General features: G+C 73.2%; 11 protein-coding genes and 1 pseudogene. 6 read left to right on the top strand and 6 right to left on the bottom strand.

From position 1 onward, the window contains the following. The first annotated feature begins 88 nt into the window (after positions 1–88). Positions 89–1,112, top strand: a pseudogene (locus tag UXQ13_RS23690) (IS5 family transposase). Here the strand turns inward: UXQ13_RS23690 and UXQ13_RS15340 are convergent. Then, on the bottom strand, positions 1,109–1,558 hold the full coding sequence (locus tag UXQ13_RS15340; RefSeq protein ID WP_225233949.1) for a MarR family winged helix-turn-helix transcriptional regulator: 450 nt from the start codon (positions 1,556–1,558) through the stop codon (positions 1,109–1,111). The pseudogene UXQ13_RS23690 and the gene UXQ13_RS15340 sit on opposite strands and share 4 nt — an antisense overlap. Positions 1,559–1,654: 96 nt before the next feature. Here UXQ13_RS15340 and UXQ13_RS15335 point away from each other — a divergent pair, with 96 nt between their 5' ends. Further along, on the top strand, positions 1,655–2,497 hold the full coding sequence (locus tag UXQ13_RS15335; RefSeq protein WP_225233950.1) for a hypothetical protein: 843 nt from the start codon (positions 1,655–1,657) through the stop codon (positions 2,495–2,497). Between the two features lie 114 nt (positions 2,498–2,611). Here the strand turns inward: UXQ13_RS15335 and UXQ13_RS15330 are convergent, their stop codons facing one another. Continuing rightward, positions 2,612–3,121 carry an HAAS signaling domain-containing protein gene (locus tag UXQ13_RS15330; RefSeq protein WP_336392511.1) on the bottom strand — a complete coding sequence of 170 codons (510 nt, stop codon included), beginning with the start codon at positions 3,119–3,121 and terminating at the stop codon, positions 2,612–2,614. Beyond that, the gene (locus UXQ13_RS15325) at positions 3,118–3,462 is read right to left on the bottom strand and encodes a PadR family transcriptional regulator (RefSeq protein ID WP_225233952.1); all 345 of its coding nucleotides are present in this window, start codon (positions 3,460–3,462) and stop codon (positions 3,118–3,120) included. The genes UXQ13_RS15330 and UXQ13_RS15325 overlap by 4 nt, the downstream gene beginning before the upstream one ends. A 124-nt stretch (positions 3,463–3,586) precedes the next feature. Here UXQ13_RS15325 and UXQ13_RS15320 point away from each other — a divergent pair, with 124 nt between their 5' ends. Beyond that, positions 3,587–5,080 (top strand): NAD-dependent malic enzyme, encoded by a 1,494-nt coding sequence (locus tag UXQ13_RS15320; RefSeq protein ID WP_225233953.1) that lies wholly within the window; start codon positions 3,587–3,589, stop codon positions 5,078–5,080. Positions 5,081–5,128: 48 nt separating this feature from the next. After that, positions 5,129–6,079 carry an ABC transporter substrate-binding protein gene (locus UXQ13_RS15315; protein WP_225233954.1) on the top strand — a complete coding sequence of 317 codons (951 nt, stop codon included), beginning with the start codon at positions 5,129–5,131 and terminating at the stop codon, positions 6,077–6,079. An 8-nt stretch (positions 6,080–6,087) separates the two neighbouring features. Here the strand turns inward: UXQ13_RS15315 and UXQ13_RS15310 are convergent, their stop codons facing one another. Further along, the gene (locus UXQ13_RS15310; protein WP_225233955.1) at positions 6,088–7,890 is read right to left on the bottom strand and encodes an RNA-binding domain-containing protein; all 1,803 of its coding nucleotides are present in this window, start codon (positions 7,888–7,890) and stop codon (positions 6,088–6,090) included. A 72-nt stretch (positions 7,891–7,962) separates the two neighbouring features. Between UXQ13_RS15310 and UXQ13_RS15305 the strand changes: the two genes are divergently transcribed. Next, positions 7,963–8,820, top strand: a complete 858-nt coding sequence (locus UXQ13_RS15305; RefSeq protein WP_225233956.1) for an Fpg/Nei family DNA glycosylase — start codon at positions 7,963–7,965, stop codon at positions 8,818–8,820. A gap of 87 nt (positions 8,821–8,907) precedes the next feature. On the opposite strand, the gene UXQ13_RS15300 is transcribed toward UXQ13_RS15305, so the two are convergent. Together UXQ13_RS15300 and UXQ13_RS15295 are read right to left on the bottom strand one after the other, a co-directional pair. Then, entirely contained in the window at positions 8,908–9,963 is a 1,056-nt protein-coding gene (locus UXQ13_RS15300; protein ID WP_225233957.1) for a YrzE family protein, read from the bottom strand. 109 nt (positions 9,964–10,072) lie between these two features. Then, a complete protein-coding gene (locus UXQ13_RS15295; protein WP_225233958.1) occupies positions 10,073–11,182 on the bottom strand; it encodes an MBL fold metallo-hydrolase in 1,110 nt (369 codons plus the stop codon). A 63-nt stretch (positions 11,183–11,245) separates the two neighbouring features. Here UXQ13_RS15295 and UXQ13_RS15290 point away from each other — a divergent pair, with 63 nt between their 5' ends. Further along, positions 11,246–12,049 (top strand): hypothetical protein, encoded by an 804-nt coding sequence (locus UXQ13_RS15290; protein ID WP_336392510.1) that lies wholly within the window; start codon positions 11,246–11,248, stop codon positions 12,047–12,049. The last annotated feature ends 211 nt before the right edge of the window (positions 12,050–12,260 follow it).

The following is a 12,260-nucleotide window of genomic DNA, read 5'->3' as shown; positions in this document are numbered from 1 at the left end:
CGACCACCCGCCTCACGCCTCCACGCCGGCGTCACCAACGTCATGACGAGCAACAGCTAGGGCGTGTCTCCAAAGGTCTTGATCGGGGATGGGCGAGGCTGGCGGGGTGTCAAGGAAGCAGCTGCTGAGCGATGAGCAGTGGGCGTTGGTGGAGCCGTTGTTGCCCCCGCAGCGTTCGGGTCGGGGTCGGCCGATGCGGGATCATCGGCAGGTCGTGGAGGGCGTGATCTACCGCTACCGGTGCGGGATCGCCTGGCGTGATCTGCCCGAGGAGTTCGGTCCGTGGCAGACGGTGTGGAAGCGGCACCGCCGGTTCTCCGGTGATGGCACCTGGGATCTGGTGCACCAGGCACTGGTAGCGAAGGCCGATGCCGTCGGTGCGGTCGACTGGGTGGTCAGCGTGGATTCCACGATCAACCGGGCCCATCAGCACGCCACCAACTTGCCCCGCGGGGAGCGCCCCGATCCCGCTGCTGGGACTGCTGCGGAGGTCACCGCGGAGTCCATTGGGAGCGCGGGGGGCTCAGCCGAATGACAAGAATCAGCTGCTCGCCGGCGGACTGCGCGCGGTAGACGCCCAGTTCCAGGGCTTGTACGACGAGCCGGCTGATCACGCGATCGGGCGCTCCCGCGGCGGGTTGTCCTCCAAGATCCACGCGCTGGTCGACCATGACGGCCGCCCGCTGGTCGTCCTCGTCGGCCCCGGGCAGGCCAACGACTCCCCGGTCTTCCCCCAGCTGATGGCCCGGCTGAAGGTGGCCCGCCCCGGACGCGGGCGACCCCGCACCCGCCCGACGGCGGTGCTGGCCGACAAGGCCTACTCCGCCCGGGCGCACCGCCATGCGCTGCGCGCCCGCGGCATCCAGACCGTCATCCCCGAGCCCAGCGACCAGATCCGCAACCGCAAACGCCGAGGCTCAGCCGGTGGGCGGCCACCGGCCTTCGACCCGGTGCTCTACCGCGATCGCAACGTCGTCGAGCGCAACTTCAACACCGTCAAGCAGTGGCGCGCCCTGGCCACCCGCTACGACAAGCTCGCCATCGTCTACCGCGGCGGCGCCGTCTTACGAGCCATGACCATCTGGACCAGAGTCTTTGGAGACATGCCCTAGTCCGGCTCCCCCGGGCCCAGTGCGGCCACGGCCCGGCGGAGGAAGCGGGCGACGACCGCGACGTCGTCCTCGCTCATGTCGGCCAGCACCGCGCCGACGTCGTCGGCCATCGGGGTGAAGAACTCGCGGGCCAGCTCGCGGGCGCGGTCCTGCACCCGGAGCACGACCTGCCGGCGGTCGGTCGTGCTGCGCTCGCGCACCAGGTGCCCGGCCCGCTCGAGCCGGTCGACCAGGGCGGTGGTGGCCGCCGAGGACAGCCGCAGCTCGGTGGCAAGCCGGCCGGGGGTCATCTGCACCCCGCCCATCGAGGCGCCGACCACCACCGCGAGCGCGTCCAGGTCGGTGCGGTGCAGGTCGTGGGTCTCCCCGAACACCGCCGCCGTCCGGTTGCTGGCGACCGAGACCTCGCGCAGCAGCAGCACCACCTCGCGCTGGGTCGCGTCCACGATCACCTCCGCCTGCGGGTGTGCACCAGATGTTTCCACGGTAGAGAGACCTCGTCGTCGAGAGGCCGCACCGTCGAGGTGCAGGAGGAGCAGATCATGACCAGCACACGCCTGCAGGACGCGTCCAGCCGGCACGCGGCCGACCCCACCGCGGGCGGCCGGGACACCACCCGGGTGGTCGTCGTGGTGCTGGCCGCCGTGGCCCAGGTGGTCGGCAGCCCGCTGGGCTCGGCACTGTCGGGCCGCAGCGTCGGCGACGTCAGCGACGGCGCCCGCTCGCTGGTCACCCCGGCCGGCTACGCGTTCAGCATCTGGGGCCTGATCTTCCTGGGCTCGCTGGGCTGGGCGGTCTACCAGGCCCTGCCCTCGCAGCGGACCCGGCTGGTGCACCGGGTGACCGGATGGCCGCTGGCCGCCGCGTTCGCCGGCAACGCCGTCTGGGAGACCGTCTACCCCTTCGGCGGCGTCTGGCAGTACGTCACCCAGGTGCTGATCTTCGTCATCACGGCGTCGGCCGCGGTCGGCCTGGCCCGGCTGCAGCGCGAGGACGTGCGGGCCGACCTGCGCGGCTGGGCCCGGGTGCTGCCCGCCGCCACCGCCGGTCTGCTGCTGGGCTGGGTGACCGTCGCCCCGGTGGCCCAGGTGGGCAACACCGGTGTCGCCCTCGGCGCCGACCCGGCCACGACGTCCTCGGAGGTCTGGGCGGTCGCCGCGATGGTCGCCGTCGCGCTGGTCGGCACCGTCGTGGTGCTCCGGGTCCGGGTCGCGGCCGGGCCGTTCGTCGCCGCCGTGGTCTGGGGCCTGGTGGCCATCGCCGCGGCCGGGGGACCGACGCCGGTCACCGTCGCGGCGCTCGGTGCCGCCGTCGTCGTCCTGGTCGCGCTGGTGGCCCGCGCCCTGTCCCCCCGCGTCGACGCCGGGGCCCTGCTGCTCGGCTGAGCCACCGCGGCGTGGATCAGCTCCGACGACCACTGTGCATCCTCGGCCGCCGACGTCGGTGGCCGAGGATGCACAGTGGTCGTCCCACCTGATCCACGCCGGGGGTGGGGGAGGTCAGTTGGCCAGCTCGATGGCGACCCAGCCGACCAGCACGATGGCGAACGGGATGGCGAAGAAGACCAGCGGCGCCCACCGGGGGGTCGCCACCAGCGGCTGCCCGGTCCGGGGGTCGAGCACCTGGCGGGCCCGGCGGCCGACCATCCAGGCCGGCGGGACGCCGAGGACCAGCCCGGTGGCCAGCCACAGCCAGCCCGACCGGCCCAGGTACGGCTCGTCCAGCAGGAGGGCGAACGCGCCCTGGCCGATCAGCCAGCCAGCGGCCGCGGCGAGCACCAGGGTGGTCGTCGTCCACCACCACGGCGGCTTGCGGTGCTCGTCGGTGAGGCCGGCCGCGTAGTCGCGCGGGGTGCCGAAGGCCTCGGTGGGGTCCTCGCCGGTGTCGGCGACGTGGCTCTCGACCTCGGCGACGATCTCGCCGATCCGGTCCGGCGGGACCTCCTGCAGCCGCAGGTGCAGCACGAGGGACTCGCGGTAGGCGGTGATGGTGTCGGGGGTTGTGGTCATCGGGTGCTCCTCGGGTCCGGGAGCAGGCCGCCGGCCCGCTCGGTGAAGGTGTGCCAGGCCGCCGACCGGCGGTCCAGGGAGTCGCGGCCGGCGGCGGTGACGGCGAAGAACTTGCGGCCGGGACCGCCCACGCCCTCGCGCCAGGACGACGTGAGCAGGCCTTCGGCCTCCAGCCGGTTGAGCACCGGGTAGAGCGTCCCGCCCTTGACCGCGCCGAGCCCGCCGGCCTGCAGCCGCTGGGCGACCGCGTAGCCGTAGGTCTCCTCCTCGGCCACCACGGCCAGCACCGCCAGGGGCAGCACCGCCCGCAGCCACTCGGTGGGTACGTCGTCCTCGGTCATGACTAGAGGCTAGCTAGCACTAGTCAGCGACGCAAACTAGTCGGGCCCTGTCGGGTATCGGTCGCAACGGTCGGCGCCCCGGGGGTGGACCGGGGCCGTCGGGCTGGGGAGGATCGCCGGTGCGATGAGCACCGACACCCAGACCCCAGCCCAGACGCCCGCCGAGACGCCGGCGGCGCCGCCGGCCCGCGGACCCGTCACCTCGGCGTCCTACTCGATCACCGTCCGGCTCTCCGCCGACGGCGACCCGGCGACCATCGGCCGGATCGCCACCGCGGTCGGCTCCGCCGGCGGGGCGGTGACCGCGATCGACGTCGTCGAGTCCCGCTCGGACGGGCTGACCGTGGACGTCACCTGCTCGGCCGCGGACGCCGCGCACTCCGAGGAGGTGGTCGCCGCGCTGGACGCCGTCGAGGACGTGCACGTGCGCAAGGTCAGCGACCGGACCTTCCTGCTGCACCTGGGCGGCAAGATCGAGGTCGTCTCCAAGGTCCCGCTCAAGACCCGCGACGACCTCTCGATGGCCTACACCCCCGGCGTGGCCCGGGTCTGCCTGGCGCTGGCCGACCACCCCGAGGACGTCCGCCGGCTGACCATCAAGGGCAACACGGTCGCCGTGGTCACCGACGGGTCGGCCGTGCTGGGCCTGGGCGACATCGGGCCCGGCGCCTCGCTGCCGGTGATGGAGGGCAAGGCCGCGCTGTTCAAGCGGTTCGCCGACATCGACGCCTGGCCGATCTGCCTGGACACCCAGGACGTCGACGAGATCGTCCGCACCGTCGAGCTCATCGCCCCCGGCTTCGGCGGCATCAACCTCGAGGACATCGCCGCACCCCGCTGCTTCGAGATCGAGGCCCGGCTGCGCGCCAAGCTGGACATCCCGGTCTTCCACGACGACCAGCACGGGACGGCGATCGTCGCGCTGGCCGCGCTGCGCAACGCGCTGCGGGTGGTGGACAAGCAGCTGGCCGACGTCCGGGTGGTGGTGGCCGGCGGCGGCGCGGCCGGGACGGCGATCGTCTCGCTGCTGCTGGAGGCCGGCGCGCAGCACGTGCTGGTGTGGGACCGCGAGGGCATCCTGTCCCCGGACGACGACCGGCTCTCCCCGGCCAAGCACGAGCTGGCGCAGCGGACCAACCCGGACTGCCGGCGCGGTGAGCTGCCCGGCGCCCTCGTCGGCGCCGACGTCTTCATCGGGGTCAGCGCGGGCAACGTGCTGCCGGTCGAGGCGCTGGCCGGGATGGCGGAGAAGGCGATCGTGTTCCCGATGGCCAACCCGACGCCGGAGGTGGACCCGGTCCGGGCCCGACCGCACTGCGCCGTCGTCGCCTCGGGCCGGTCGGACCTGCCGAACCAGATCAACAACGTGCTGGCGTTCCCCGGCGTCTTCCGCGGGCTGCTGGACGCCAAGGCCAAGGAGATCCGACCCGGGATGCTGCTGGCCGCCGCCGACGCGCTGGCCGCCGTCGTCCGGGACGACCAGCTCAACGCCAACTACATCATCCCCAGCGTCTTCGACTCGGCGGCGACGGAGGCCGTGGCGGCCGCGGTGGCCGCTTCCGCGCGGCAGGAGCCGGGCGCGACGGTGCAGGTGGACGAGGACCGGCTGCCGGTCTGACCCGTAGCCGTCGCTAAGGTGAGGCTCCCCTAACAAGAGGAGCGCACCGTGGCACGACGGACCGGACTGATCGCGATCGCGGCGGTGGGCGGCCTGCTGCTCACCGCCTGCGGGTCGTCGACCGCCGAGGACACCACCCCGGCCGCGACCGGCGAGGAGACCCGCTCGGTCGTCCACGCGCTGGGCACCACCGAGGTCACCGGGACGCCGGAGCGGGTCGTCGTACTCGACAGCGGCGAGCTGGACGCGGTGACCTCGCTGGGCGTCGTCCCGGTCGGCACGGTGGAGACCGAGGGCCTGCTCGACGAGCTGGCGGCCACCCACGACTTCGACGCCGCCGACGTCGAGGTGGTCGGCACCATCGCCGAGCCCGACCTGGAGGCCGTCGCCGCGCTGGCGCCGGACCTGATCCTGACCAACGCGATCCGGCACGCCGACCTCTACGACCAGCTCTCCGCGCTGGCCCCCACGGTCATGTCCGCCGAGCTCGGCGCCGTCTGGCAGGAGAACTTCCTGCTCTCGGCGGAGGCGATGGGCATGACGGAGCAGGCCGAGGAGCAGCTGGCCGACTACGACGCGCGGGTCGAGGAGATCGCCGCCGCCTGGGGCGACCCGGCCGGCACCGAGGTCGCCGTCCTGCGGTTCATGGGCGCGGGGGAGGTCCGGGCCTACGCCCGCGGGTCCTTCGTCGGCAGCGTGCTGGCCGACGTCGGCTTCAGCTGGCCCGCGGCCCTGGACACGACGGAGAACCGGGTCGAGCTGTCCCCGGAGTCGCTGGACCAGGTCACCTCCGACGTCGTCTTCTGGTCACCGGGCTTCGGCGAGACCGGGCAGGCGGAGTCGGCCTCGGTGCAGTCCGGCGGCCTGTGGACGGCGCTGCCCGCGGTGCAGGCCGGCGCCGACCACGAGGTCGACGACAGCCGCTGGTTCCTGGGCCTGGGCCCGTCCGGCGCGGACCTGGTGCTCGACGACCTGACCGAGATCGCCGCCTCCCGCTGATGGGCCCGTCAGAACAGGCGGTCTGGATCGGCTGTGTCGGGAGCAGCTGGAACGGCAGGGGCCGGGACATCGTCCGTGAGTACGTACACGACATGCGAACCGCGCCGTGGGCCGTTCGGGGCGAAATCGATCAGCCCTCGCTTGCGCAACCGAGTCAGTCGGTTCCGTGCTGTAGGCACGTCGCAGTCGAGGTAGGCGCGCACGTCCTCGTTGGTGATGCGGTCGTGACGGCGTAGGTGGCGCAAGATCTTGTCGTCGTCCTCGTCGATCGACCTGTTCACGTATGTGACGGCGGAGCGCATGCCTGCGATCGTGCTGGCGGCGAGTTCGTACTTCGGTGCAGTTCGCCGAGCCGTTGCGCGTGTGGGTTGTAGAAGACCCGACCGTTCCATCCGCGTCAGAACGCGTTGGACGTCGGTGCTCGGACGCTGGAGGCGGGCTGAAAGAGCTCCGGCATCGAGTGACTTCGCATTGCGGAGGGCAGTCAAGATCATGAGGACATCTACGTCGCCGGTCAGTTCAGGCGGCATGAGATCGCCCCGCAGGAACCGGGCGAACGCCTCGTCGCCTCGGCCGCCGGGCAGTGTGACGCGGAACCGAACACCGTCCTCCAGCGTCGGCGGTTCTTTGCCCAGGCGTGCAACTTCGCGGAAGGCCCGGTCGAACCCCAGGCCGGACATCTCGGCCAGCTTGAGGCGGGCGAGGTTCAGGGTGAGGAGCTCGTTCCGGGGCGAGGCCGCGTCGTGCAGAAGGCGGTCAACCCTGAGCGTCGGCAGAAGACCCCCGGGGCTGGACACGACCAGCTCGTCGGGTGAGTGGACGATCTCCACCAGCCCTGGCTGCTCCCAGTCGCGGTGCGCGAAGGCGTTGGCGAAGATCTCCCGCAGCGCATCCGGCGGATAGTCGACGAGGTCGACCTGCTGGGCACCGACGCGAATCGTCTGCACCCTCGAGAGGGCGCCGACCAGGGAGATCAACTGGTCGAGCAGGGCCACGAGCGAGGGCGCCCGGTCAGTGCCTCGGAGCAGAACCCGAGCTTCGGAGCCCGGGCTCTCTCGTGTCTGGACGTTGACCCCCCACTCCGGGATGGCGTCGCGAAGTGCGTTGGCAGTTCCGAAGAGCAGAACGGCAGCTCTGGTGAGGCGGCCGTCGGTCAGCAAGCCCGTGTTCTTGCAGAACTCGGAGACGTCGTTCTCTGCGGCGGCTGCGAGCTCGTCGTGCCCATTCAGTCTGAGCAGGGTGGCGGCGCGTTCCATGGCTGCGCGGGAGAGGGCTTCCACGGTCAGGCCGGAGTCCCCGGCGGACCAGTCGTAGCGCTCGCGGACCGTCCTCAATCCTCGGAGCTGCTCTCCACGCAGGGGCATGCACCGGTCGCCCACCCGCGTCTTGTAGACCCCCTGAGTGGTGCCGCAGACACTCGACCCCTGAGGCACTTCCAGTGCGTACACCGTCTTGCCGTCCGGCTCGCGGACCGTTGGGCGCACGGTGACGGCTGGCGAGGTGCGCTCGAAGATCGCCTTGACCACCTCGTCCAGAGGGAACCGCCGGACGTCCACGCCGCTGATCGCCTCGGACCGGGTAGGCGCCTTGTCGCGTACCCCGAGCACGATGACGCCGCCCTCGGCGTTGGTGAAGCAGACGGCAGTCTCGGCCAGGAGCTTGTAGAACGCCTCCTTCGCCTTGCTGACGCCCGATTGCTGGACATCAGGGCAGGCCTTGAAGTCCAGCACCTGTTGCTCGACCTCGTCCGCGGACCAGTTGTCGGCGATCGACAGCAGAGCCGCATCAGCCGTTGCGAGGTGGACGGGCATGAGGGAATGATATGCCATTGATAAAGGCGAGCAACGGTTCGCGCTATCAATGAGTTGTCATAGGAGGAGCCGGTGCCCGAGTTGCCCGAGGTGGAGGCGCTGGCCGCGTTCCTCCGCGAGAACGCCGTCGGCAAGGTCGTCACGCGGGTCGACCTGACCGGCATCCAGACGATCAAGACCTTCGACCCGCCGCTGAGCGCGCTGGCGGGGCTCGAGGTCACCGGGGCCACCCGGACCGGCAAGTTCCTGGACATCGACGTCTCCGGCGTTCACCTGGTCGTGCACCTGGCCCGCGCCGGCTGGCTGCACTGGCGGGCCGAGCTGCCCACCGCGCCGCCCAAGCCGGGCAAGGGACCGCTGGCGCTGCGCGTGCACCTGGACGACGGCGCCGGCTTCGACCTCACCGAGCAGGGCACCCGCAAGGGCCTGGCGGTGTACGTCGTCCGGTCGCCGTCCTCGGAGGTGCCGGGGATCGCCCGGCTGGGCCCCGACGCGCTGGCGCTGGACGCGGAGTCGTTCGCGGCGCTGATGAAGGGCCGCAAGGGGCAGATCAAGGGCGCGCTGACCGACCAGACGCTGCTGTCCGGCATCGGCAACGCCTACTCCGACGAGATCCTGCACGTGGCGAAGCTGTCGCCGTTCAAGGGCGCGGACAAGCTCACCGACGAGGAGTCGCTGCGCCTGTACGACGCGACCCGGACGACGCTGACCGACGCCCTGGAGCGGCAGGTCGGCCAGCAGGCGGCCAAGCTCAAGGGCGAGAAGCGGGCCAACCTGCGCGTGCACGCCCGCACCGGCCTGCCCTGCCCGGTCTGCGGGGACACCGTCCGCGAGGTCTCGTTCGCCGACACGTCGCTGCAGTACTGCCCGACCTGCCAGACCGGCGGCAAGCCGCTGGCCGACCGCCGGATGTCCAAGCTCCTGCGCTAGATACCCCCCCGGGGCGGAGGAACCTTTGCACCCCTCCCGGGGACCAGGAGGAGGTGCAGAGGTTCCTCTGCCTCAGGGGAGCGGGGCTCAGACCTCGGCGGGCTCGAAGGCCGCTTGGTCGACCCGGCGGTGGTAGCGGGAGCCGAGCTTGCCGCCGAGCATCGCGCCCAGCAGCGTCACCAGCAGGACCGCGCCGAGCGCGATGAGGCCGGCCGTGGTCGCGGTGCCCGACTCGACCGGCAGCGCCGGCAGGTTGAGCTGGTCGAACACGTTGTACTGCGAGCCCAGCACCAGGCCGGCCAGCGCGGCGAGCACGGTGACGATGACGCCCCAGATCCAGACGCCCAGGCCCTGCTTGGTGCCGTTGAACCGGGCCATCCGGCCGGCCACGTAGCCACCGGCCAGGTAGGCGATGAACAGCACGACCAGCAGCGCGATCGCCGCACCCAGGCCGATGCCGCTGTCGGCCTGGTCCGCGGCGTCCTGCGCGGTGCCCAGCGTGGAGTACAGGCCGAACGCCAGGCCGGCCGCGGACAGGACCGCCAGCAGGATCACCGCGATGCCCACGGCGCTCATCCAGCCGAAGAACGCCGAGCCCATGTGCAGGCCGCCGTAGCGGGCGCGCTGGGCGGCGGCCATCTCCTTGGCCGTGGTCGGGATGACGGCGCCGGTCCGGTCGTCGCGGCCGTCCCCGTCCCGGTCGACGGCACCCGCACCGGTGCGGTCGTGGTCGGCTCGGTCGTGGTCGTGGTCGTGGTCGTGGTCGTGCCGATCCCGCTCCAGGCGCTCCTGCTCCCGGCGGTCGTGCTCCAGCCGCTCCCGCTCCAGGCGCTCGTGCTCGAGCCGCTCCCGGTCGGCGAGCTGGTCGTGCTCAGGGGCGCGGTTGCCCGGGGCCTGGTTGCCGAAGGCCGCGGTCGCCGGTGCCTGGTTGCCCGGGGCCTGGTTGCCGTAGCCCTCGATCGGGGCCTGGGTGCCGTACCCGGCCGGGGTGGCGGCGCCGTTGCCGTAGCCCTGCGGCGCCGGGGACTGGTTGCCCGGCGCCTGCGGGGCGGCGGCCTCGTGCCGGCCGGTGCCGGTGGGGTCCAGCGGAGCAGCGCTCGAGCCGGTGGCGGGGGGTGTGGTCCCCCGGGTGTCGTCGGCCATCGTGCGACCTCCAGTCGGTGGGCACCGGGGCCATGGCGGCCCCGGTCGTCGGTGAGGGGTGCCCGCTGGGGGAACCGGTCAACCCCGTCGACGCCGGACCGTGACCGGGTCAGACGACGGCGGACCACCAGTCGGGGGTCGTCGGGGTGGCGTCGGTCAGGTCCAGCCGCTCGCCCGGCCGGGGGACGACGACCTGGACGTCGCCGGCCGCGGCCAGCAGGCGCTCCACCGGCTCCGCCCAGGCGTGGAAGGCCAGGTTGAACGTCGCCCAGTGGATCGGCAGGAACACCCGGCCGCCGAGGTCGCCGTGCGCCCGCACGGCCTCCTCCGGGTCCATGTGGATCGCCGGCCACTGCTTCCCGTAGGCGCCCACCGGCAGCAGGGTGAGGTCGAACGGGCCGTGCTGGGCGCCGATCGAGGCGAACGCCGGGTGGTAGCCGGTGTCGCCGCCGAAGAAGACCCGGTGCCGTGGGCCGGCGACGACCCAGGAGGACCACAGCGTGTCGTCGCGGGACAGGCCGCGGCCGGAGAAGTGCCGTGCCTCGGCGCAGGTGAACGTCGTCCCGCCGACGGTGTGCGAGCCGTCCCAGTCCAGCTCCACGATGCGGTCCTCGGGCACGCCCCAGCCGCGCAGGTGCTGGCCGATCCCCAGCGGCACGACGAAGGGGGCGGTCTGCTCGCGCACCAGCCGGCGGACCGTGGGCAGGTCGAGGTGGTCGTAGTGGTCGTGGCTGATCAGGACGGCGTCGACCGGCGGGATGTCCTCCAGCGGACCGGGCACCGGGTGCAGGCGCTTCGGGCCGACCAGCGTCGAGGGCGAGACCCGCTCGCCCCACACCGGGTCGACCAGCACCCGGGCGCCGTCGACCTCCAGCAGCGCGCTGGCGTGGCCGTACCAGGTGACGGCGAGCTCGGTGGCCTGCGCGGGCACCTGCGGGGTGACCAGCGGCACCGGGCGGGAGGGCACCCCGGAGCGCCGGCTCTGCGTCAGGTCCCGGAACATCTCGACCCGGTCGCCCTCGATGGTCTTGCTGGGCACGGTGTTGCGGAACTTGCCCTCGGAGAAGTTCGGCGAGCCGGCGACCACGGGGCGCACCCGGCGGCGCGAGGCGCCCATCGAGACGGGCACGCCCCAGGCGGCGCGGGCGATCGCGACGGCCGGGACGGCGAGGGCGGCGGTGAGCGCGTAGCTCCGGACGAGGCGCGAGAGGGACGGCACCCCACCAGTGTCCCCACCCGTGCGCCGGGCCGCCGCGGTCAGCCCGCGCTGCTGGTGCCGCCGGTGCCCGTCGTCGGGGTCGAGGTGGTCGTCGGGGCCGAGCTGGTGGACGGCGAGCTGGTGGACGGCGAGCTGGTGGACGGCGTGGGGGTCGGTGCCGTCGTGGTGGGGGGCGTCGTCGTCGGTGCGGTCGTGGTCGGCGCCGTCGTCGTCGGGGGCGCCGTGGTGGTGGGAGGCGTGGTCGTCGGCGGCGTCGTGGTCGGCGGCGTGGTGGTGGGCGGCGTCGTGGTGGGGGTCGGGCTGGTCACCGTCCCGCGGGCCGGCGGCGTGGTCGTCGTCGGGGCGGTCGTCGCAGCGGCGGGCGCGGACTCCGTGGGCTCCGTCGTCGCGGGGGCCGTCGTGACCGGCGCGGAGGTGTCGCCGCCCTCGGGCGACGGCACCGACCCGGCGGTGCCCGCGGCCGGGGTGCGGGGGGCCGCGGTCGGCACGGAGGACGGCGGAGCGGACGTGGTGCCGGCCGGCGGCAACCCGGTGGGGACGGCGGACGAGGGCGGTGCGGCGGTGGTGGCCGGCTGGGTGGCCACCGGCGTGGTGGACACCGAGCTGGCGGCCGGGGAGCCGCTGAACGGCGGGGCCACGGCCCGGGGCGCGTCGACGGGGGCGGCGGTCTCCGGGGCGGCCGCGGCGAGCAGGGTCAGCCCGCCCACGGCCACGGCACCCAGCCCGATCGCGGCGACCGGGGCCGCCGCGCGACGCCGCAGCCGGCGGGCGCTCGGGCGCCGGGTGACCCGGACCGGGACCGCGGGCGGCAGCACGGCCGCGGGGGTGATGACCGGCTGGGGGCCGGTGTCGGCGTGCTTGCCGTAGACCTCGGCGTCCTCGTCGAGCCACGGCTGGCGTGCGTCGTCCTCGTCCGGTGCGCTCATCAGGTGTTACCCCCCGTCCTGGATACCTCTCCATGGCACCACGGATCGCGCCGATACGCCCGTTGACCTGCGCATTTGTCGCTGTGCGTCCACGGTCGGTCACCGTCCGGTGGGCGCGGCGGGCGCCCGGACCGGCACCGGGTGGGCCAGGA

Source organism: Klenkia terrae (assembly GCF_037083865.1).
Classification (GTDB): Bacteria; Actinomycetota; Actinomycetes; order Mycobacteriales; family Geodermatophilaceae; genus Klenkia; species Klenkia terrae.
The sequence above is the reverse complement of the archived record's forward strand: the minus strand, read 5'-3'. Positions and strand labels throughout refer to the sequence as shown.